Origin of the sequence: Mesorhizobium sp. WSM4306, assembly GCF_007003975.1 — a bacterium.
GTDB lineage: Bacteria > Pseudomonadota > Alphaproteobacteria > Rhizobiales > Rhizobiaceae > Mesorhizobium.
Genome location: NZ_VFTC01000027.1, coordinates 24,263 through 46,924 on the forward strand (window position 1 = coordinate 24,263; position 22,662 = coordinate 46,924).

Annotated in this window: 16 protein-coding genes; 12 read left to right on the forward strand and 4 right to left on the reverse strand. The window is 62.0% G+C overall.

What is annotated here, in order from left to right; translation table 11 throughout:
- Nucleotides 1–759: a polysaccharide deacetylase family protein gene (locus tag FJV77_RS25620; RefSeq protein WP_142869377.1), complete on the reverse strand. Its 759-nt coding sequence runs from the start codon at nucleotides 757–759 to the stop codon at nucleotides 1–3.
- Nucleotides 756–1,844 carry a glycosyltransferase family 4 protein gene (locus tag FJV77_RS25625; RefSeq protein WP_142869378.1) on the reverse strand — a complete coding sequence of 363 codons (1,089 nt, stop codon included), beginning with the start codon at nucleotides 1,842–1,844 and terminating at the stop codon, nucleotides 756–758. Before FJV77_RS25625 ends, FJV77_RS25620 begins: the two co-directional genes overlap by 4 nt.
- 74 nt (nucleotides 1,845–1,918) lie before the next feature.
- Here FJV77_RS25625 and FJV77_RS25630 point away from each other — a divergent pair, with 74 nt between their 5' ends.
- The 8 genes from FJV77_RS25630 (at nucleotide 1,919) to FJV77_RS25665 (ending at nucleotide 12,874) form a co-directional block, all read left to right on the forward strand.
- A complete protein-coding gene (locus tag FJV77_RS25630) occupies nucleotides 1,919–3,097 on the forward strand; it encodes a DUF3095 domain-containing protein (protein WP_142869379.1) in 1,179 nt (392 codons plus the stop codon).
- Nucleotides 3,098–3,210: 113 nt separating this feature from the next.
- Nucleotides 3,211–4,554: a nucleotide sugar dehydrogenase gene (locus FJV77_RS25635; RefSeq protein WP_142869380.1), complete on the forward strand. Its 1,344-nt coding sequence runs from the start codon at nucleotides 3,211–3,213 to the stop codon at nucleotides 4,552–4,554.
- 234 nt (nucleotides 4,555–4,788) lie between these two features.
- A complete protein-coding gene (locus tag FJV77_RS25640; RefSeq protein WP_142869381.1) occupies nucleotides 4,789–6,129 on the forward strand; it encodes an adenylate/guanylate cyclase domain-containing protein in 1,341 nt (446 codons plus the stop codon).
- A gap of 151 nt (nucleotides 6,130–6,280) precedes the next feature.
- Nucleotides 6,281–8,176 (forward strand): ABC transporter ATP-binding protein, encoded by a 1,896-nt coding sequence (locus FJV77_RS25645; RefSeq protein WP_142869382.1) that lies wholly within the window; start codon nucleotides 6,281–6,283, stop codon nucleotides 8,174–8,176.
- Nucleotides 8,173–10,071: an ABC transporter substrate-binding protein gene (locus FJV77_RS25650; protein WP_142869383.1), complete on the forward strand. Its 1,899-nt coding sequence runs from the start codon at nucleotides 8,173–8,175 to the stop codon at nucleotides 10,069–10,071. The genes FJV77_RS25645 and FJV77_RS25650 overlap by 4 nt, the downstream gene beginning before the upstream one ends.
- Before the next feature lie 2 nt (nucleotides 10,072–10,073).
- Nucleotides 10,074–11,072: an ABC transporter permease gene (locus FJV77_RS25655; protein ID WP_142869384.1), complete on the forward strand. Its 999-nt coding sequence runs from the start codon at nucleotides 10,074–10,076 to the stop codon at nucleotides 11,070–11,072.
- On the forward strand, nucleotides 11,069–12,250 hold the full coding sequence (locus FJV77_RS25660; RefSeq protein ID WP_142869385.1) for an ABC transporter permease: 1,182 nt from the start codon (nucleotides 11,069–11,071) through the stop codon (nucleotides 12,248–12,250). Before FJV77_RS25655 ends, FJV77_RS25660 begins: the two co-directional genes overlap by 4 nt.
- Before the next feature lie 144 nt (nucleotides 12,251–12,394).
- The gene (locus FJV77_RS25665; protein WP_142869386.1) at nucleotides 12,395–12,874 is read left to right on the forward strand and encodes a class I SAM-dependent methyltransferase; all 480 of its coding nucleotides are present in this window, start codon (nucleotides 12,395–12,397) and stop codon (nucleotides 12,872–12,874) included.
- A 31-nt stretch (nucleotides 12,875–12,905) separates the two neighbouring features.
- On the opposite strand, the gene FJV77_RS25670 is transcribed toward FJV77_RS25665, so the two are convergent.
- Nucleotides 12,906–14,321: an adenylate/guanylate cyclase domain-containing protein gene (locus FJV77_RS25670; protein WP_142869387.1), complete on the reverse strand. Its 1,416-nt coding sequence runs from the start codon at nucleotides 14,319–14,321 to the stop codon at nucleotides 12,906–12,908.
- A gap of 317 nt (nucleotides 14,322–14,638) precedes the next feature.
- Here FJV77_RS25670 and FJV77_RS25675 point away from each other — a divergent pair, with 317 nt between their 5' ends.
- The 3 genes from FJV77_RS25675 to FJV77_RS25685 all read left to right on the forward strand — a co-directional run bounded on the left by FJV77_RS25675 (nucleotide 14,639) and on the right by FJV77_RS25685 (nucleotide 17,432).
- Entirely contained in the window at nucleotides 14,639–15,463 is an 825-nt protein-coding gene (locus FJV77_RS25675) for a hypothetical protein (RefSeq protein ID WP_142869388.1), read from the forward strand.
- Between the two features lie 74 nt (nucleotides 15,464–15,537).
- On the forward strand, nucleotides 15,538–16,053 hold the full coding sequence (locus FJV77_RS25680; RefSeq protein ID WP_185970427.1) for a GNAT family N-acetyltransferase: 516 nt from the start codon (nucleotides 15,538–15,540) through the stop codon (nucleotides 16,051–16,053).
- Nucleotides 16,053–17,432, forward strand: coding sequence for a hypothetical protein (locus FJV77_RS25685; RefSeq protein WP_142869390.1), 1,380 nt, complete (start codon nucleotides 16,053–16,055; stop codon nucleotides 17,430–17,432). Before FJV77_RS25680 ends, FJV77_RS25685 begins: the two co-directional genes overlap by 1 nt.
- Nucleotides 17,433–17,448: 16 nt before the next feature.
- Here FJV77_RS25685 and FJV77_RS25690 read toward each other — a convergent pair whose 3' ends face one another.
- Nucleotides 17,449–19,092 carry an adenylate/guanylate cyclase domain-containing protein gene (locus FJV77_RS25690; protein ID WP_142869391.1) on the reverse strand — a complete coding sequence of 548 codons (1,644 nt, stop codon included), beginning with the start codon at nucleotides 19,090–19,092 and terminating at the stop codon, nucleotides 17,449–17,451.
- Nucleotides 19,093–19,365: 273 nt separating this feature from the next.
- On the opposite strand from FJV77_RS25690, the gene FJV77_RS25695 reads away from it, so the two are divergent.
- The gene (locus FJV77_RS25695) at nucleotides 19,366–22,650 is read left to right on the forward strand and encodes an adenylate/guanylate cyclase domain-containing protein (RefSeq protein WP_142869392.1); all 3,285 of its coding nucleotides are present in this window, start codon (nucleotides 19,366–19,368) and stop codon (nucleotides 22,648–22,650) included.
- The last annotated feature ends 12 nt before the right edge of the window (nucleotides 22,651–22,662 follow it).

Below are 22,662 nucleotides of genomic sequence, written 5' to 3' on the forward strand. Positions count from 1 at the left end.
CTATTTTCCGGCGCTGCGCCCGATCAATGTCCGGATCGGGAGCCATGTGCATGCTTCAGTCCGAGCGGTGACTGCGAACAGCCGTTCGAGGAAAAGCCAGGCCGATTCATCATGGACGAGGTGGTGGGTGAGCAGGCCGACCGGTTCGCCGCCATCGAATGCATGCTGCAATTGCGCGATGATGGCCTGAATCAACAGGCCATGGTCGCGGCAGCCGCGCGTGCCATGCCAATCCATGATGTCGACATTGCTGTTGATGACGGCCAGGGGAGCCGGCTTCGGCGGCCCGTAGACCGACAATGCCGCAAATCCTATGGATCCAAGGTCGGATACCAAACCGGCGTCGATCCGGTTCCAGGGTGGCACCAGCATGGGAACGGCACGTGCGGCGTGCAGGCCGGTTAGGTGCGACAGCCCGCGAGCCAGATCGTCGAGCATCGCCTCGCGTGGCCGATGCGCGCCGAGCTCCTGCTTTTTCTGGTCCGCGGGGGCATGATTTCGGTGCGCCCAGCCATGGATGGCGACCGTGGCATGCGGCGCCTTGTCAAGCCGGACGACAAGCTTGCCGTCGGTCTCGGCCGGAATGACCGCCAGAGTGACCGGAACCGCGAATTCACCGGTGAGGCCGAGCAGCCGATCAAGCGCAGGCGTCGGATCCACGGCGTCATCGTCGCGCAGCCAGAACTCCGCCCTGCGGCCCGCCCGTTGCCGGCGCGTCAGTTCTTCCACCAAGGGCTGCCAGATCGGATTGGGTGTCATGAGACCGGGATCTTCTTGAGGAGTTCAGCCAGACGCGCCGCCGCACCACCCAGCGAGCGCTCTTCGAGGACGAAACGCCTGGCTTGTGCTGCCATGATGGTTCTTTCGTCGTTATCGGCCAGAAGCCTTGCAATGGCGGAAGCGAACGCCGCCACATCGCCCGGCGGGGTGAGAAACCCGGTCTCGCCATCCCGCACGACCTCCGGCACGCCGGCAATGTCCTGAGCCACCACCGGCAGGCCGGCGGCCTGGGCTTCAAGATAGGCAACGCCATAGGCCTCGCCGTAACCCGGCCAGACGTAAATTCCCTTGGTGTAAAGGACATCCGGCACGGCGGACGGCTCGATCGCGCCAAGCCATTCGATACGGTCGGCGGGCAAGCCGGCGAATTGCGCTTTGACCTCGTCACGGGCAGGCCCGTCGCCGACGACCGACATGGTCCAGGGCAGGTGGCCGATCGAACCGAGCGCTTGCGCCAGCATGCGATAGCTGTCGACTTTGTCGCCCGGGCGCATCATGGCGACGGTGACGAGGCGCGTCGGACGACCCCGTGCCGGCATTTCCCGGAATGCCGACGTGTCGATGAAGGGCGAAAGCATGCCGAGAGCGGCGTCAGGAACCACATCCGCCAGTCCTTGACGATCCCTTTGCGTGAAGCAGATGTTCAGCGCCGCCTGTTCGATGGCTCGCGCCACCAACGCCTGGCTATCGGCCCACAAGCCGGCATTGCGCCGCCTGGAATAGGAGGCTTCCGCCGTCACATAGAGGACGGCAAAGGTCGACGCCAGCTCGGGCCCGATCAGGTCGGGCGCCTTGTAGTAGGGATGATAGCAGAACCAGAGATCGGGCTTGCCGTCACGCTGCCAAAGCCTTGTCAGCCGTGCGGCCTCGTCCCGGGCCTCGATCTTGAGCGCATCGAAACTTTTCGGCTCCGGCTGGCGTAGATAGAAGCGCAACTCCGATGCCAGTTCGACGCTATGCCCGCCGTGCTGCAGCGCCTTGACCAGCATCCGTGCCATCTGGCGGTCGCCGGAGACAACGGGATCATTGGGCGACTTCAGCGGCGCGTAGAAGGCAATTCGCATTGCGCGATCCTATCATCGCAAAGCTGTGCCAAGTCAATTTCGACGCATGATCGACTTCACCTTCAAGCCCTGGAATGTGCTATCTGATGCTCATGGAAACAGCTGTCGCGTCCGACCCGTTTGTCGCTTCTTTGCCGGTCTTCGCAAAGTTCGAAAGCGTTGCCGATATCGATAACTATCGGCCGCTCCCCGATGGCTGGGCGCTGGCCACCGCCGACATCGTCGGCTCGACCAAGGCGATCGGGGCCGGGCGCTATAAAACCGTCAATATGGCCGGCGCCAGTGTCATTTCGGCGCTGCTCAATGCGCTGGGCCGGCAAGATCTTCCCTATGTCTTCGGCGGCGACGGCGCACTCGTGGCGTTTCCCGGCCCGGCGCTGGAGATCGCCCGCAACGCGCTGGCTTCTGTCCAGAGATGGGTGGCGGACGAACTGGACCTGACCTTGCGTGCGGCAATCGTGCCGATAAAGGACATAAGAGCGCAAGGCTTCGACGTTCGCGTGGCGAGGTTCCAGGCCTCCGAAGCGGCCTTCTATGCCATGTTCGCCGGCGGCGGCGGCAGTTGGGCGGAAGCCGAGATGAAAGCGGGGCGCTACCGCATCGACCCCGCGCCGGCCGGCGCGCGGCCGGATCTGACCGGCCTCTCCTGCCGCTGGAACCCGATTGAAGCCCGGCACGGCGAAATTGTCTCGATCATAGCCATACCAGGGGCTTCGCGAGATTTGCGCGGTTTTCAGTTTCTGGCGTCCGACATCATCGCCCTTGCCGGCAGGCAGGAACGCGATGGCCACCCGGTGCCGGTGGACGGACCGGCCTACAGTCTGCTGCCCGCCGGCCTCGATGTCGAGGCGCGGGCCACGGCGCCGCCAGGGCGGCGGTGGCTGACGAAGCTGTGGGTGATATTCCTGATGACGCTTACGGCCGTCACCGACAGAGTTGGCTGGACGATCGGCCGTTTCGATCCGAAGGTGTACAAGCGCGAAGTCGCCAGCAATTCGGATTTCCGCAAGTTCGACGACGGCTTGAAGATGACCATCGACGTTGACGCGGATGTGTTGCAACGGATCGAGAGCCGGCTGAAACAGGCGGAGGAAGCGGGCATCTGCAGCTATGGCCTGCACCGCCAGAAATCGGCCTTGATGACATGCCTCGTCATCTCGCCGCTGCAGCCCGATCACGTTCATTTCATCGATGGCGCCGACGGCGGCTATGCGATGGCTGCCGCGAGCCTGAAGGCGAAGGCGCCGGCTTGATGACGGCTTGCGGAAATCGGTTTTCCGCAATATGCCTCGGCCACGGTTCTCGGGACCAGGTGAGCCTCGCCATGGAGCGGATAGTCTGTCCGAATTGACGGGAAAGCAGATTTTTGGACGCCTCACGATCGACATATGACCGCCTTCTGAACCGGATTTCGACGCGTGCCGCGCAAGTCGGTGTGATCGGACTGGGCTATGTCGGGTTGCCGCTGTCGGTTGCGATCGCACGCGCCGGCTTCCCGGTTGCCGGCTTCGACATCGAAGCCCGGAAGGTCGAGAGCCTGAACAGCGGCCAATCCTACATCGAGGCCGTGACGTCGACGGCCCTTGCCGGTCATGTGGCGAGCGGACGGTTCCGCGCCACCGCGGATTTTGCCGAACTGGCCGTCTGCGATGTCATCATCATCTGCGTTCCGACACCGCTGACGAAACACCGTGAGCCGGACCTCTCCTTTGTCAGGAACACGGCAGCAACCATCGCCAAGCATCTGCGCCTCGGCCAGCTGATCGTGCTGGAGTCGACCACTTATCCCGGCACCACCGACGACGTGATCAAGCCCATACTGGAAGAAACCGGCTTGCATTCGAAGACGGACTTCTTCCTCGGCTTCTCGCCCGAACGCGAAGATCCCGGCAACCGCAGCTTTGAAGTCGCGACGATCCCCAAGGTCGTGGCAGGCGACGGCGTTGAAGCAGCGACGCTTGTGCAGGCTTTCTATCAAAGCGTGGTCAAAACCGTCGTTCCGGTTTCCAGCACGGCGACCGCCGAGGCGGTCAAGCTGACGGAAAACATCTTCCGCTCGGTCAACATAGCCCTCGTCAACGAGTTGAAGGTCGTGCTCGGTGCAATGGGTATCGACATCTGGGAGGTGATCGAGGCGGCAAAGAGCAAGCCCTTCGGCTACATGCCTTTCTATCCCGGCCCAGGCCTTGGCGGGCACTGCGTTCCAATCGATCCCTTCTATCTGACGTGGAAGGCGCGCGAATACGAACTGCCAACCCGCTTCATCGAGCTGGCGGCGGAAATCAACACGGCCATGCCGCGTCATGTGGTAGATGAACTGGCAAAGGCGCTGGACCGGCGCTGCGGCAAGGCGCTCAGCCGCTCGCGCATTCTCATCATCGGGCTCGCCTACAAGAAAAATGTGCCCGACATCCGCGAAAGCCCCTCACTGCGGCTCATTGAACTCATCGAGGAATGGGGCGGCAAGGCGGAATTCCACGATCCGCATGTTACCGAGATTCCGACCACGCGCGAGCATATGGCGATCAAGGGGCGACGCTCGGTCGAGCTGACCGAGGCGGCCTTGAAGGAGTTCGATGCGGTCGTCATTGCAACCGACCACGACGCGATCGACTACCAGGCGATCGCTGATCACGCTCTTTTGATCGTCGACACACGCAATGTTTTTGGCCGCCTTGGACTCGCCCGAGAGACGGTAGTGAAGGCCTGACGGCGGCTGAGCCGGCGAATTCTTTGCCCGATGTCAGGATTGGGATTGCACTCCGAGGGCAGCCTCGCCACATAATGTTTCGCGAAGTGAACGCAGTTACGCCTGTTTCCTTCCTGCAAGGACAGTCATTCGGGAAATTCTTCGCCGGCTTTTGCCCCCGAAGCCGGTTTCATTGACTTCGAGGATTTGGCAGATCAAAGGAGATGGCTCGTCTTCGACGGGTTTCGGGATAGCATGAGCACAACCCAAGCAGAAATTTCCAGCATTCTCATGGATAAGGTTGCCGATTGGCTGACCCAATCGGCGCTGGCCGGCGACGACCTGGAAGCCTTGGTAAAAGGCTTTTGTGAACGGCTGGCTGCTGCCGGCGTGCCGCTGAAGCGGGTGCATTTGAGCTTTTCAATGCTTCATCCGCTTTATGACGCGCTTGGCTTTACGTGGCTTCGCGGCCAGGGCCTGGAAGTGGAAGGCTTCCGCAGTGAGAACGGCGTTCATTCCGACAGATTCCTGACCAGCCCATACTACCATCTGCTCAGCAACAAGCTCGACCATTTGCGCCGCCGGCTCGACCCGTCGGTGCGGTCGGAGTTTCCTGTTTTCGATGACCTCAGGCTTATGGGCGTCACCGATTACATGGCTTTCGTCCATCCCTTCAACGGCGACACCAGTCAGGGCATGATGGGGTCCTGGTCGACCGACAGTGCTTCAGGTTTCAGCGACAGCATGATTTCGGCGCTGCTGCGCGTCCAGAACCATCTCGCTATCGCAGCCAAGATGGCGGTGCTCACCAAGCTCGCCGACAACATGATGACCACTTATCTCGGTGGCGACGCCGGCAGGCGCGTGCTGGACGGCCAGATCAAGCGCGGCGAGGGCGACACAATCCGGGCCGCACTGGTCATGGGCGATATGCGCGGGTCGACGAGGCTTGCCGAAACCTCCGGCCGCGAGCTCTATATCGATACGTTGAACCAGTTTTTCGATGCCATTGCTGCACCTTTCAATCGCAAAGGCGGGCAGATCATGAGCTTCCTGGGGGATGGCTTCATTGCCGTCTATCCCTGCGAAAGGCACCGCGCGCAGTCCGAGATCGCCTGCCAGGCTGCCCTTGCGGCAGCGCACAAGGCCAGCACGCGCATGATGGAGCTCAATCTGCGCAGGAAAGAGAAGGGGTTGGGCGACATAAAATTTGGCATCGGCCTGCATGTCGGCAATGTGATGTTCGGCAATGTCGGGCTTACCGACCGGCTCACATTCTCCGTCTTCGGCTCGGCTGTAAACGAGGTCCAGCGCCTCCAGACCCTGACCAAGAAATATCCGCACAGCGTTCTCGCCAGCAAAGAATTCGCCGGCTACTGCGGCGCCAACAGCTGGCTGACGCTCGGCAAGGAGGAACTGGCGGGCAGCAAGCAGAAGCTGACGGTGCTTTCACCCGACCTGTCGGGCGCTCTCGCACTCGATGAAGACGCTGCGCTGGAGCCTTTTCACGACCGGATATCGGACGCCGAGCAGGTCATGCTGCTTCATCGCGATGCCGCGCGGCTGTCGGCGGGCGACCGGAGGAAGCTCCAATGACCGCCACGATGATCTCAACGCCTTTGTAAGTCCGGTCGGCGGCTCCGCCGGGGAATTCGTTTAGAATCCAAGTTGCTCTAGGCTGGCAATACGCTAGTCTTGCTCAGGGCCTGCCGGCCGGCAGGCCGCCAGGGTGGGGGCTGGGGTGAGAATGAATTCAGGCGTTGATCTGCTGCGGATCGAGGACGTTGGCATCTCTTTTGCCATTGTCGGGGGACCGTTGCATGCCGTCAGGCGCGCAAATCTTCGCGTCCTGCCGGGCAAGGTTACCGCGCTTGTTGGCGAGTCCGGTTCCGGAAAATCGGTTCTCAGCCAGGCGGTGATGGGCATTTTGCCGAACACAGCCCATGTTCGCGGCCGTATCCTGTTTTCCGATCCCGAAAAGCCCGGCACGACGCAGGATATCCTGACGATGCCGCGTGATGGACCCGAAATCCGGGCGTTGAGAGGCAGCCGCATCGGCAAGATCTTTCAGGAGCCGATGACGTCCCTGTCGCCGCTGCACACGATCGGCAATCAGGTCAGCGAATCCCTGCAGATCCATACGCCCATGGCTCGAGCGGAGCGCAAGGCGCGGACCGAGGAAATGCTCAGCCTTGTCGGCTTTCCCAATCCCAAGCGCGCCTATGACATGTATCCGTTTGAACTTTCGGGAGGATTGCGGCAACGCGCCATGATCGCCATGGCTCTTATCTGCCGGCCCGCTTTGTTGATCGCCGATGAGCCGACGACGGCGTTGGACGTCACCATCCAGGCGCAAATCCTGCAATTGCTGCGCGGGCTGCAGACCAAGCTGAACATGGCGATGCTGTTGATCACACACGACCTCGGCGTTGTCGCCAATGTCGCCGACGAGGTGGTGGTCATGTACCATGGCGAGATCATGGAAGCGGGACCTGTGGAGGCGATATTCCGCCGGCCAGGTCACCCTTACCTGAAGGGCCTGATGGCAGCCGTTCCGCATTTCGACCTGAAGCCCGGCGAGAGGCTAAAGGCGCTCCGCGAGGTGCCGGTGAATGTCGGCAACCTGCTGGGCAAACAGACGGCGCCGGAATCGAAGGGGCCGGACGACATCCTGCTCTCGGTCAGGGATCTGAAAAAGGTCTACACCACCCGCAAGTCCGCATGGTTCGGCGGGAGCCATCAAATCTCTGTTCGCGCCGTGGACGGCGTGAGCTTCGACATCAGGCGGGGTGAGTGCCTGGGTCTGGTCGGCGAAAGCGGCTGCGGCAAAACCACCGTCAGCAAGATCCTGATGCGGGCTGTCACCCCCAGCGGCGGCTCCGTGGTCTTCAACGGCCGCGAAGGACCGATCGACGTCCTGGACGCCGAGGGAGACGCCCTGCAGTTGCTGCGCGCGAAAATCCAGATGGTCTTCCAGGATCCGGTTTCGTCGCTCTCACCTCGCATGACGGTGGAGAACATCTTGAGCGAGCCGTTGGAAATCCATCAACGTGGCAATGCCGCGTCCCGACTGGCCACGGTCAAGAGCCTGATGCAGGCAATCGGGCTCGATCCGCGCTTCATCCAGCGCTATCCCCACAGTTTCTCCGGCGGGCAGCGTCAGCGTATCGGCATCGCGCGCGCGTTGGCGCTGGGGCCTGAGCTCCTGATCTGCGACGAGCCGGTCTCGGCGCTCGATGTCTCTGTCCAGGCGCAGATCCTGAACCTTCTGAAGGACCTGCAGAAAGAACTGGGTCTGACCTACCTGTTCATCTCCCACAATCTGGCGGTGGTGGACTACATGGCGGACCGCATCGCGGTGATGTGCGGCGGGCGTATCGTCGAGCTTGCGCCGCGCCAAATTCTGCTCAGGAAACCGATCCACCCCTACACGCGCTCACTGCTCGCCGCAGTCCCTTTCCCCGATCTCGACCGGCCGATGGATTTCAAGACGCTGAAGCTCGGCGGCGCTTCCGACACCAGCGCATGGGGACCGCAATTCCGCGACGAGGGCGAAGAGGATATGCTGTCGCCGCTCGATCTTGGCGGCGGCCATCTCGTGCTGGCCAGACGTTCCGCCGACGTCAGCGAGTTGCGCCATTGATCAGCCGTCGCACCCTCCTTGGCCTCATGGCTTCGGCATTCCTGCCGGGCACGTCGCGCGCCGGCGATCTGGAGCCGGATTTTCTTCAGCCGCAGCTGACGGCCAAGGCGCTGCCGGCACTCGCTGAGCGCTTGCCCAAGAGCCCGCGCGCATTGAATCTTGCCGCCATGGGCCGGCAACCCGGCGAGTATGGCGGCACGCTGCGGACGATCATCGGCAGCCAGAAAGATATCCGGATGATGACGATCTACGGGTATTCTCGGCTGGTCGGCTATGACGAAAAGCTTAGCTTGCAAGCCGACATTCTTGAAAGTTTCGACGTAGCGGATGATCGCATCTTCACGTTCAAGATAAGGGAAGGACATAAATGGTCCGACGGCAGCCTGCTGACGCCGGAGGATTTTCGCTATTGCTGGGAAGATGTCTGGCTGAACGATGAGCTTTCGCAAGGCGGGCTCGCTCCGGCCCTGATGGCGGATGGCAAGCCGCCACGCTTCGAGATCGTCGATCCGTTGACGGTGCGCTACAGTTGGGATGCGCCCAATCCCGACTTCCTGCCCAAGCTCGCTGCCGCTGCGCCGCTATCGCTGGTTCTGCCGGCCGCCTATCTCAAGCAGTTCCACAAGAAATACCAGGATCCATTCCGGCTCGCCGGCCTGATGAAGGAGAACCGGGCCAAGAAATGGACGCTCCTGCATATCCGTATGTCGCGGCAGTATCGCCCGGAGAACCCTGATCTGCCGACGCTCGATCCCTGGCAGAACCGGACCAAGCCGCCGGCCGAGCAGTTCATCTTCGAACGCAACCCGTTCTTCCATCGAATAGACGAGAATGGCCGGCAACTGCCCTATGTCGACCGGATCATCATGAATGTCAGCTCATCGGCGATCATCGCCGCCAAGACCGGTGCGGGCGAGAGCGACCTGCAAGGCCTGGGAATTGACTTCACTGATTACGCTTTCCTGAAGGACGCGGAGAAGCGCTACCCGGTGAAGATGCATCTGTGGAAACGCACTCAGGGTTCGCGGCTGGCGCTGCTGCCCAATCTGAACTGTGCCGACCAGGTGTGGCGTGGCCTTTTGCGTGACGTGCGCGTGCGCCGCGCCCTTTCGCTCGCTGTGGACAGGCGCGAGATCAATTTGGCCGTGTTCTACGGATTGGCGCAGGAAAGTGCAGATACGGTCCTTCCGGAGAGCCCGCTCTACCGGCCGGAATTCGCGAAAGCATGGGTCGCCCATGATCCCGACCAGGCCAATGCCCTGCTCGACGAGGCCGGGCTTCAGGCACGTGACGATGATGGCCTGCGGATGCTTCCCGATGGACGTTCTGCCAAGATCATCGTGGAAACGGCCGGCGAAAGCACGCTGGAAACCGACGCGCTCGAACTCATCACCGATCACTGGCGCAAGATCGGCATCGCCTTGTTCATCCGGACTTCGCAGCGCGACATCTTCCGCAGCCGCGCGCTTGGCGGCCAGATCATGATGTCGATGTGGTCGGGCATCGACAATGGCGTGGCGACCGCCGACATGAACCCGTATCAGCTGGCTCCCACCATCGACGACCAGCTGCAATGGCCGCTCTGGGGTGCGTACTACCTATCTCATGGCAAGATGGGCGAGGCGCCCGATCTTCCTGAAGTGGTCGAGCTGATGGCTTTGCTCGAACGCTGGAACGCATCGACCGCAACCACGGAGCGCGCCGAAATCTGGAATTCGATGTTGTCGATCTACACCGATCAGGTGTTTTCGATAGGCACCGTGAACGGAACGCATCAGCCGATTCTGGTGTCCTCGCGGCTGCGCAATCTGCCTGACAAGGCGCTCTACGGCTACGACCCGACCTCCTATTTCGGTGTCTACATGCCGGATACATTCTGGCTTGGAGGCTCCTGAGCGTGCTTCGATATCTTGTCTGGCGCATCGCCGTGATGGTTCCAACGCTGCTGGTCATATCGGCACTGGTGTTCACGATCATCGAACTTCCGCCGGGCGACTATTTCGACAGCTATGTCGCCGAGCTTCGTGCCCAAGGCGAAGCGGTGGATTCCGATCGCATCGAGATGATGCGCAAGGAATATGGTTTCGACCAGCCGCCGGTCATTCGCTACTTCTACTGGGTCGGCGGGATGCTGCATGGCGATTTCGGCTATTCCTTCGAATATGAGCTGCCGGTTCGCGACGTCGTCGGGGACCGAATGTGGCTGACCGTGCTGGTTTCCTTCGTCACGATCATGTTCACCTGGCTCATTGCCTTTCCGATCGGCATGTACTCCGCCACGCATCAATACAGCTGGGGCGACTACGGCCTGACTTTCTTCGGCCTTCTCGGCCTTGCCATTCCGAATTTCATGCTGGCGCTGATCCTGATGTATTTCGCCAACATCTGGTTTGGCACGTCCATCGGCCATCTCATGGACCAGCAATATCTCGGCGAGGCGATGAGCTGGGCCAAAGCGAAGTCGATCCTCGCCCATCTCTGGATCCCGGTCCTGATCATCGGCACCGGGGGCACGGCAAGCATGATCCGGCGGCTGCGCGCCAATCTGCTCGATGAGCTACACAAGCAATATGTCGTGACCGCGCGCGCCAAAGGCCTTCATCCGTTCAAGACGCTGGTCAAATATCCGCTGCGCATGGCGCTCAATTTCTTCATTTCCGACATCGGCTCCATCCTGCCGGCCATCATCTCCGGCGCCGAAATCACGGCGATCGTGCTGTCTTTGGAAACGACCGGGCCGATGCTGATCAAGGCGCTGCAAAGCCAGGACATGTATCTGGCTGGGTCGTTCCTGATGTTCCTCGCCTTCCTGACGGTCATCGGCGTACTGATTTCCGACCTGGCGCTGGCGCTGCTTGATCCACGAATTCGTTTGCAGGGCGGCAGCACCAAATGAACACGCAATCGCCGCTGCCGGCTCCCGGCGCCCCCCTGCAGCACTACATTTCCATCGAGCCCTTTGACCTGCAGTCGGTCGAGGCGATGACGCCGGAGCAGTCGAAGGTCTTTCAGGCGTCGCAGTTACGGCTGATGTGGTGGAAATTCCGCAAGCACCGGCTTGCGCTTATATCCGGCATATTCCTGGCAGTGCTGTATTTCGGGATACTGATCTGCGAGTTCCTGGCGCCCTACAATCTGCACACGCGCAACATGGACTACATCTATTCGCCGCCGCAGCAGGTTCACCTGTTCCACAACGGCGAGTTCGTCGGGCCGTTCGTCTATGGCCGCAAGATGACGCTGGATATGGACACGCTCAAGCGGAACTACATCGAGAACCACGACGATGTTCAGCGGCTCCATTTCTTCTGCAAGGGCGACAGTTACCTGTACTGGGGCCTGATCGAAGGTGACAGGCATTTTGTCTGCCCTGCCGAAAACGGCCAGCTCTTTCTGGCCGGCACTGACAGGCTGGGGCGCGATGTGCTCTCGCGCATGATCTATGGCGCACGCATTTCTCTGACAATCGGCCTCGTCGGCATCAGTTTCAGCTTCCTGCTCGGCATCGTCATCGGCGGACTGGCCGGCTACCACGGCGGTATCTTCGACCTGATCGTTCAACGGATAATCGAAGTTCTGCAATCGATCCCCAGCATTCCGCTATGGCTGGCTCTGGCGGCGATCATGCCGATAACCTGGAGTCCGATCCTGATCTATTTCGGCATCACCGTCATCCTCGGGTTGCTCGACTGGACCGGGCTGGCGCGGGCGGTGCGTTCAAAGCTTCTGGCCTTGCGCGAGGAGGATTACGTTCTGGCCGCGCAGCTGATGGGCGCCGGGAGCAGCCGCATCATCCGGCGGCATCTCATTCCCGGCTTCATGTCGCATCTGATTGCGACGGCGACGCTCTCCATACCCGGCATGATCCTGGGCGAGACGGCGCTGAGCTTCCTCGGGCTCGGCCTGAGGGCGCCGATCACCAGCTGGGGCATCCTGCTCACCGAGGCGCGCAGCGTCAGCGTGATCGCGTTCTATCCATGGCTGCTATTGCCGATGCTGCCCGTTGTCCTCGTCATCATGGCGTTCAACTTCCTCGGCGACGGCTTGCGGGACGCCGCGGACCCCTACAAGTGAGATCGTTGTTCCGCCGCGCGGCCTGCCGACGGCTCCACCCGGAATGACGCTTGTCGGCGGCCGGTGCGTTATTGCAGGGTTCGTCGTTCGCCTCTATATGCGGCAAGCGCCGATCGGGCTGCTGTTCAGGACATACAATCGCATATGAGTCGCCTCGACAATTTCATCAGCCGGATGACCGCACAGCGCGACATTCTCAATCAAATCTGCCCCGAGGTGGCGAAGATGGAGGGGCTTGTGCTCGAACTTGGCCTCGGCAATGGCCGGACGTTCCACCATCTGCGCGAGCGCCTGCCCGGACGCCGGATCGTGGTGTTCGACCGCGAAGTTGGCGCACACGCCAGCTCAATTCCCGACGCTGAAAATCTCGTGCTCGGCGATATACGCGAGACGGCGAGGAGATTCATCGGCATCGACGCCGCTCTCGTCCATGCCGACATAGGCACCGGCTATGACGATCGCGATGCCGTGACTGCCACCTGGCTTCCCGATCTGATTGCGGGCATGCTTCGCGTCGGCGGCTTCGCGGTAAGCGGCACGCCGCTCGATCACCCGCAACTGCAACGCCTGCCGGCGCCGACTTCGGAGCCCGCCGATCGTTATTTTCTCTGCAAGCGCGTGTGAGGGTGGAGACGGGTCTTTAGGGACCAAGTCTTCAAGGGATCGCATAGACTGCTATCTCCCGCTCAATGCCGCGCAGCGAGACCTCATGAGGCACGGGCGTCAGCGCCTTCCTTTGCAACAGATCGGCGGTGAGATTGTCGTCGACCACCGCACGCGTGGCGAAGATCGCCTGTGCCTTGGCAAGGTTCTGGACCCGTGAAGCAATGTTGACCGTCTGGCCGAAATAGTCCTGCCGCTCGTTCATGGACACGGCGATGCAGGGCCCGGCATGGACTCCGATCTTGAGCAGAAGGTCCTCGCGCCCGCTCTTGTCATTGAGCGCACGCATGGCATCGCGCATCCTGAGGGCTGCGGCAATCGCACGATCTGGCGTCGCGAAGGTCGCCATCACCGCATCACCGATCGTCTTCACAACCGCGCCTGCCTCCGCCGCGACGATCTCGTGCAGAACCTGGAAGTGCTCGCGCACGAGATCGAAGGCTGAAAGATCGCCCACCCGCTCGTAGAGCTCGGTCGATCCGCGCAGGTCGGTGAACAGGAAGGTCAGGCTGGTGATCTGCAGTCGTTGGTTGATGTCGAGCGTATCCGTGCGATAGAGATCGCGGAACGTCTGGTTGGTGAGCAGGCGCTTGGCGGTCACGAAGGGCCGGCGTTTGCCCAGGAGATCATGCAATGCGTGGTCGGCGATGAAGACCGTCGGCAGCACGCGGGTATCGGTCCTGTTTTCCAGCGAAATGCGCAACGGGCCGGGTTGCATCTCCAGCGTCTGGTTCTGGACATGGTCGCGGTCGAAGACCAGAGAGAGAGTTCGGCGCTCTGTCGCAGGTTCGCCCTTCACGTCGATGAACTGTGCCGAATGGGTGACAGGCTCGAAGACGATGACGAATTGGGACGGAAGCTGTATGTGCAGAACCGCCTTTTCACCGGGCGCAAGCGCGAGATCCTCCAGCGAGAACGATGCCATCTGTTTCGCCAGATCCTCTTCCGGAAGATCGGCGCCGGACCCCCAGTAGATCTGGCGGTAATATTCCACCAACGGCAGTTCGTGCGGATTGTGGGCGGCAATCCTGCGCACGCGGGGACTGACGGTGAATGTTACCTCGACCATCTCGTCGAGGGTCGGCGAATAGTCCTGGGAGCACAGGGCGCAGGTGTATTCGTCCCTCTGCATCGTTTTCAGCGTGGCGTTGGTGTCGAGCACGCCACCACAGCCGGGGCACAGAACATTCCAGGAAATGTCAAAGATGCCCACCCGCGCCGCATGGAGAAAGGCGCTGATGGTGCGTTCCTCGTCGAGGCCATGCTTGCTGGCGAAGGCCAGCGCGTTGATTCGGCAAAGTTCGCGGTCCTTGCCTTCCGCGATGGTTCGCCGGATCGCGTCGATTGCCTGCGGATCGACATCGGTCGATTGCCGCAGAAGCGAGAACAGATCCTGAGCTTCGTTCATCGTGCAGGCTCCGGAAAATGCGCCACTAGAGCATGATGCCGAAAAGTGTGAAGCGGTTTTTCGGACGACATCATGCTCTAATCTCTTGATGTAGCGCCGGATTCAGATTTCAGGTCGGACAGAGCTGAAATCATCCGGCTCTAGGCGTGTTGGCCGGACCGCTCCTTGGTCCGAGTCCACCATTTTACGCCGAAACGGGCCGTACGGCCATTCGAATAGACAAGCCTGGTGACATTTCAATTTCCGTCCGCCGATTTTCACCGGCCGCAAGCGGCATTATGATGGTACATTGGGCATGCATTTTGGGGGCTTTCTCCATGCCGACATCCGACAACCCGCCATTTCCGGCGGCCCTGCGCATTTTCTCCTTAGGGGTCATCATCGTCCTGATCGTGGGCGCCGGCCTGTTTTTCGCGCCGGCACTGGTCAAGCCGCGTTGGCCCTGGCCTGTCACGCCATTCAGTGCCCGCTTCCTCGGCGGCTTCTACACCGCCGAAATGGCGGTGATGGCGGCGCTCTTGTTCTGGAATCGCTGGTCGCCCGGCAGGCTGGTGCTCGTCATGGCCTTCATCTTCACCGTCATCGTGTCGGCGGTTTCGTTGATCAATCTCGGCTATTTCAACTTCGGGCGAAAAGCGGCCTGGCTATGGTTCCTGGTCTATCTTGCCTCGGCCGCGGTATCCGGGCTGTTCCTGTGGCGGGCCAGGGCCCGTCCTTCAGCAAAAGGCGTGACCTTGAGCCCCGCATGGCGCGGCTACATGTTGGCAGAAACGGCGATCCTTGGGCTCTATGGCGTCGGCATGTTGCTGTTTCCCCTGATGGTCAGCAGCACCTGGCCATGGCCGGTCGATCCCTTTCACGCCCAAGTCTACAGCGCCATCTTCCTCGCCGGCGCTGGCGGCGCATCACTCATCTGGAAAAGTGCACCGCGCGAGGAGCTGCTGGTGCTCGGCTTGGCGCAGTTTCTGGTTGGCCTGCTTGCCATTCTTGGCCTTATCATCACCGACGCTGCGGTGCACCGGATCGACTGGACGGCGACCAAAACATTGTGCTGGCTCGCCCTTTTCGGCTGGATCGGCATCAGCGGTGTCTTCAAACTCACCGCCGCCTCCCGGCATTTCGGCGCGCAATCGGCATCATAGGCTGCAGAGACGGCTGGATTTTCAGGTGATGTCCGGTGCATCGTGCGGGGCTGATAGCCTTCGCCAGGAAAACCATGACTTCGCCATCCCTAGAGAAGATCCAGCCGCAGCTCCGGGCCGTACGGCCAAGCGATGCGGAGGCGCTTTGCGCCATCTTCAACATGCCGGGCTTCCGCTGGGGCACGCTCAGGATGCCGTTCGAGATGGTGGAGCAGGTGGAGCGGCGCATCGCCAAGTCCGGTCCGGAAACCACCTGGATCGTTGCCGAGATGGACGGCAAGGTGGTCGGCCATGGCAGCCTGGTCGTGCAGGGTTCGCCGCGCCGTTCGCATATTGGCGAGATCAATATCGGCCTTGACGATGGCTTTGTCGGCAAGGGCATCGGCTCTGCCATACTCGCCGCGCTGCTTGATGTGGCCGACAACTGGCGCGCCCTGAAGCGGGTCGAATTGACCGTTTATGCCGACAACGAACCGGCCATCCGCCTCTACACGAGCCACGGCTTCGAGGTCGAAGGCCGGCATGTGAAGGCCGGCTTTACCGACGGGCAGTACCACGACCTCCTGAGCATGGCGCGGCTGCGGTTCTGATGACCGCCATCCTTGCCCCAGCCCCTGCGCCTCCGGCGGAAATTCTGGCCGTGCTGTCGCTGCTCTGCCCGGAAGTGGTGCATGACATCGAGCAGAACTGGAATGCACCGGTTTCCGACTACGCCCGCCATCTGTGGCGACCGGTGGCAAGGCCTGCATCGGGCCCGTCGATCGCTGCCCGCTCGATCCTGCGCGACGTTCTGCATCAGCGCCTTGCTGCGATCATGCAGCCCGAAGAGGTCGGTAAGGCGCTCGACGAATTCGAGCACAGACCAGTGATCCAGTCCGGCCTGCACTGCCTGCTTCTGATGGACCGGATCACCTTCGATGCCCTGCTGCTTGCCTGGCTCGGCGCGGTCGAAAACGGGCTGTCGGCCTTCTTCGGCTTCATGGGAACGACGATGACCATGGAGACCGTCGGCCAGGAGGGACCGGGATGGCTCGATGTCGGCGACGACAAGATCAATTTGTTTGGCATGGGGCGCCACAAACTGTGCCGCAAAAGCGTCTGCGCGGCTGGTCCCGTCTCCCTCAACAAGCGCGCGCTCGAAGCGGTGGGCGATGAGAGGGATGCCAGCCGCTGGCTGGGTACACTGCTCGCCAGCCAGGACAAGGTGTTTGCAACCGCCGCCGATGCGCTGACAGAACTCAACGAAGACCTGGTCGCCGATTGGGATCGTACCGGCATGGCCCGGCCGGTTTTCATCGACGATCGGCTCGCCGCTTCCGCCATGGCGCGGCACCTGGACGATGATGGCAGCCTTCTTTCCAGGCTGCTCTTTGAGCCCGCAAGGCGCCAGCGTCTCGACCATGCCTTGCAAGAGGCCGCATCGGGCCCATTCGGCAGATTCCTGCCCAATGCCACTGACTATTTCTGGGGCATTCGCGAAGAGCGCGTGCGCAAGCTTGTGCTGGAGAACGGGCGCCTGATCGAGCCCGACCGGCCGCATGGTGTTTCCATCCCGTTCGAGCGGCTGCATCTCAGGCAGGCGCTGCTGGACGGCGTGCTTTTGCCCAACTTGTTCCTGATGTTCCTTGTGCTCGCCATTTTGCCGCGGGTGCGGGTTGTGGGTGGCCTGAGACAGATTGGCTATGTCGCGCTTTTCCACTCGATCCTGCTGGCAGCGCTGGACGAAAACGCGCCGGAGGAGCGCGATCTGGCTGCGGAACTGCAGGTTCGGGAAAATGCCTGGGGCATGCGGGTCATCGATGAACAGATCTCGGTCCGCGAGCAGCTTGCCGGCCTGCCGGAAGGGGCGCTCTTTGCGGATCTGCTCCGGCAATACCGTTTGCGGACATTTGCGGAGACGACCGACGACTTGAAACTGGTTCGCGAAAACGCCCGATGGCGCAAGATCGGCCGGGCCTTTGGCGTCTGAGCGGGCCGCTACCCGATCATTGCACCACACCGGCCTTGCGGAGGCCGTCGACCATGAGTTCGAAATCGGCAGGGTTCTTGTAAGGCAAGACTTTGCGACGGTATTCCAGCGAAAAGTCGGGATTGACGCGAAGCACCTCCTGCCATGCCGCGCGGGCCTCTTCCAAACGGCCCAGATGGCCGTAGCTGGCGGCAAGAAGCGCGCGCGAGACGTCGGTGACGGCGTTGCGAGCCAGCCGTTGCAGCAGGAGGTCAACGGCCTCGTCGTACCTTCCCAGCTGAAACAACGCCAAAGCCTGGAAGTGCAAAAGCACATCCGGAAAGTATGGGTTCAGGGTCTTTCCCCGGGCGAAACTCTCGAGGGCCTCCTCGGATCTGCCCGAATAGTACAACGCTTCGCCGAGGCTGAAGTGCCCTTCGGCGAAGTTCGGATTGAGGGCTATCGCGCGCTCGGCCTCGTCGATGGCCCCATCGTGCCGTCGTGTGTACAGCTTGGCCATAGCCAGCGCCCAGTGCGCCCATGGATCGCTGTCATCCAGCGTTACTGCTCGCGTTGCGACCTCTTCCGCTTGCGCCATCGATTCCGGCGGCGATGCACTCCACCTGTTCAGGTAATCGAGTCCGTGCGTGAGGGCGAGGAAAGCGTAGGCGGAGGCAAACTTCGGGTCCAGTTCGACGGCACGTTGCAAGAGGGCGCGAGCTGCGACGTTCGTCTCCTTCGTAAGCCGGTGCCATAGCTCCCGGCCTCGCAGCAAACAGTCATACGCCTCCGTGTTGCGCGGGTGCTCGGGCGCCAGCCGCTGACGGTCACTCTCAGTCAGATTGAGCGCCAGCGCACCGACGATCTGCTGCGTCACGTCGTCCTGCACCGCGAATATATCGGTCAGGTCGCGATCGAACCGCTCCGCCCAGAGATGGCCGCCCGTGGTTGCATCGATGAGCTGCGCGGTGATGCGCACCCTGTTCCCCGACTTGCGTACGCTGCCCTCGAGTACGTGCCGCACGCCGAGCTTCGTGCCCACGTCCTGCACATGGACGTTCTGGCCTTTGAAGGTGAACGACGAATTGCGTGCGATGACGAAGAGCTGCGACAGTTTGGACAGCGCCGTGATGATGTCTTCGGAGATGCCGTCGGCGAAGTAGTCCTGTTCGGCGTCACCGCTCATGTTGGCGAACGGCAGCACGGCGATCGACAGTTTCGGCGGCGCTGCAGCAGCCGGAGGGCTTATCGCGGTTTGCGAGGTCACGGCCGCCTTGGTCCCGGCGCCGACCTGCAGCGAATAGACCCGGATCGGCTCGGCGATGTTGACGCCGTCGCCCATCAGGTCGCCATCGCTTTCCTCGACCACGTCCCCCAGATGGATGCCGATCCTGAACTCGATGCGGCGGTCCTGCGGCACGCCGGCATTGCGCTCAGCCATGCCATTCTGGACCTCAACGGCGCAGCGCACGGCATCCACGACACTGCGGAACTCAACCAGTGCCCCATCCCCGGTGCGCTTGATCACCCGCCCGTTGTGCACTGCGATGGTCGGATCGATCAGGTCGCTGCGCAGTGCCCGCAACCTCGCCAAAGTACGATCTTCGTCCGCGCTCGCGAGCCGGCTGTATCCGACCACATCTGCAGCCAGGATTGCGGCTAGCTTGCGGTTCTCGCTCATGGGTCCGCCTCCTCATCTCCACGATAGCAGGAAGACGGGGAAGGAGGAAAGTTTCGCAACGACTGCCACGCAGCCGCCCGAATCGGCAGCGCTCTGCCGCACGGATGGTGATTTACACTGCCGCTTGCCGGTTGACGGCGATCGGTTCATCCTTGTGCTGGCCGTGACGAGCGTGGCGAGATCACGCGTCAACAACCCGGCCAAAGAGATAGAGCATGATGTCGTCCGAAAACCGCTTCACACTTTTCGGCATCATGCTCTGGTGAGGTGTCCATGGACTGCTCGGGCTGCGGTTTCGAGATTGAGGGCGGTTACGCCTTCTGTCCGAAGTGTGGCAGGCGCCAACCGGTGCCTTGCGCCAGTTGCGGCTACGCCTGCGCACCTGATTTCGAGTTCTGTCCGAAATGTGGGGCAAGCGTCGGTGCGTCCGCAAAAGCCGCCGAACGGCCTGCTCCGACACCAGGCCGGACCTTTGCGCCACCCTCTCGAACTCCGCCGCCGAACATCGAAAGTGAAGAAGGGCAGCCTCCCGTCTCCGACGCCGATCGACGGACGGTAACGGTCCTGTTCGCCGACCTCTGCGGCTTCACGACACTCAGCGAGCAGCTCGACCCCGAGGTCATGCAGGCGCTGCAGAACGAACTGTTCAAGGAATTGACGGCGGCCGTGCGAAACTTTGGTGGCTTCGTCGACAAATTCATCGGCGATGCACTGCTCGCCTTGTTCGGTGCGCCGGTCGCGCATGAGGACGATCCGGAACGCGCGCTTCGCGCCGCTCTCGACATGATCGCCCGGACGGCGCGGCTCGGTAAAAGCACAGCCCACTCCGGTTCGCCTCTGTTGCTCCATATCGGCATAAACACGGGTCCGGTCGTTACCGGCGGATTGGGCATCGGCACCGCCAAATCCTATTCGGTGACCGGCGACACAGTGAACACGGCGCAGCGCCTGCAATCGCTGGCCGCACCGGGTGAGGTGCTGGTGGGCGAGCTCACGCACAGGTTGACCCGGCATGCCTTCTCTTACGAGCCGCTGGGCGATGTCGTCTTGCGCGGCAAGGCCGGCAGTGTGCTCGTCCATCGACTGGATGCGCCGCTGGCCGCGCCGCGTGCGGCGCGTGGGCTCGAGGCGCTCGGCCTCAGTGCGCCGATAATAGGCCGTGATGCGGAGCTCAACAGAATGCTGGCGAGCCTTGACCAGGCGTGCGGCGGCTCGGCCCAGCTTGTCCGCCTTGTCGGAGAAGCCGGTATCGGGAAGTCGCGGCTGGTGAAGGAGTTCGTCGCCCGCGTCGGCGACGAGGATCGTTTTCGCAATGTCGCCGTGCGGCAGGCGACGTGCTCACCCCTGGGCGAACAATCATTCGGCGCCCTGGGCGCTGTGGTGCGCAGCGCCGCCGGGATGATGCAAAACGACAATGGCGACGAAATGCGGGACAAGCTCGCAGCCTTGCTGACCGATCTCGGCCTGCAGGGCGAGGAGGCGAAGCGGCTGATGCCTTTGCTCTACCATGTGCTTGGCCTTGGCGACCCCGATGCGACCTTGCAGCATGTCGAGCCTGAGCAGCTGCGGCGGCAAATTCTCTACGCAGTCCGCACAATCGTCGAACGGCGGCTTGCGTTGTCGCCGCTGTTGATTGTCGTGGAAGACCTTCACTGGGCCGACGCCGTGTCGCTCGAGGCACTGCGTTTCGTGATGGACAGGCTCGAACGCACGCGGTTGATGTTGCTGGTCACGCATCGTCCGGCGCCGGACAACGACCAGCTCGACTCAAGTCGGGTCAGTCACACCGCGCTCAGGCTTTCGCCGCTCAACAGGGATGACGGACGCAGCCTTGTGGCGGCGCTTTTCGGTGAGAGCTGGGTAAACTCCGCGGGAGGGCTTCTCGACCAGATCCTCGAGCGCGCTGGCGGCAACCCGCTTTTTATCGAGGAGATCGTTCGCGGCCTTATCGATCGCGGTGTGTTGACGCGCGAGGGTCAGCAATGGCGGACCGTGGCAGGCGAAGTCGCAACCGGCATCCCCGCCACGATCCAGGCAATGTTGCTTGCTCGCATCGACCGCCTGCCCCAGGAGGTGCGTCGGTTGGCCCAAGAGGCCGCGGTAATCGGCCCACGCTTCGATGCAACCCTTCTGAAGGCCGTGACGGCCGACCCCGGCCGCCTGGAGGCCGGCTGCGAACTGCTTTGCGATGCGGAAATCATCGAGGAAGTTGCCGGATCGGGTTCTGTCTCGTCGCAAAGCTACTGCTTTACGCAAACATTGCTGCAGGATGTGATCTACCAGAATTTGCTCCTGCAACGCCGGACCGACATCCATGGGCGGGTCGGCGCCGCCCTGGAGCGATTGTGCGCCGACAAGCCGGAACGGCTCGAGGATTTGACCGTGCTCGGTCACCATTTCGCACTGAGCGCCGAGCGCGAGAGAGGGGCGCATTACCTGCAGGCGGCGGGCGATCGCGCTCGCATGATATACGCCAATGACGACGCCCTTCGTTTCTACGAGCGCGCGCTGACCGCGTTGGGCGAGAAGGCACAAACACCGCTCAAACTGGCAATTGCAGAGCGCATTGCCGATTTGAGCGGCCCGGCAGGCCGTCGCGAGATCGCGCACCAGCACTACGAGACGGTGCTGCAGGCATACCGAGCGTCAGCCGATCGCGTTGCTGCGGCGCGCGTTTTGCGCAAGATAGGTCGGCTGCTCTGGGACGTCGGCAAGCGGGCCGACGCAGAAACCCGCTATGCCGAAGCGGCAGCGCTCCTCGATGGAGCGGACGCCCCGGTCGAGCAGGCGCATCTGTGGCAAGAACGTGGCCGACAGGCGTTCCGTAGCGGAGATCACGCGCTCGCTGCAAAATGGGCAGACGCGGCGCTGGATTGCCTACGCACTCTGACAACCGAGCATGTCCCCGAGGATGCCACTCTCGTGACCGCCGAGGCACTCAATACAAAGGGTGTTGCGCTGGCTCGCCTTGGGCGCAACCATGAAGCCGTGCGGGAGGTTGAGCGCAGCATTGAATTGGCCGAAGCCGCCGGTCTGCTGGGCGCGGCCTGCCGCGGCTACACCAATCTCGGCGTGCTTTACACGACCATCGACCCGGCCAAGGCGATGGAGGTCTGTCGGCGCGGTCTTGAAGTGGCGCGCCGTATTGGTGATCTGGGCTTCCAGGCGCGCCTCCTCGTCAATCTGGCGGTGGCTTGTTGTACTTTCACGGATCGCTGCCCAACGGAGGGCGTGCCTGCTGCCGAGAAGGCCATCGAGATCGACCGGGCGCTAGACCAGCGCGAACACCTGGCGGTGCCGTTGATCGTGCTTGGGCAGATCCACCAGTGCAACGGCCGTCCGGACCTGGCGGTTGGCTTGTTCCACGAAGCACTGGACGTAGCCCGCGAAACGGGCGAACCGCAACTGCTGTTTCCGTGCTATGATGGTCTTGCAACGCTTAATCTCGACCTCGACAATCTGGCCGAGGCCGAACGGTACTTTTCCCTGGCGCAGGGTATATGCGCCCAGCACGGGCTCGACCCGGAAGGGCTTGTGGTGCTGCCGTTTCTCGACTAGCCGGGGTGGGAG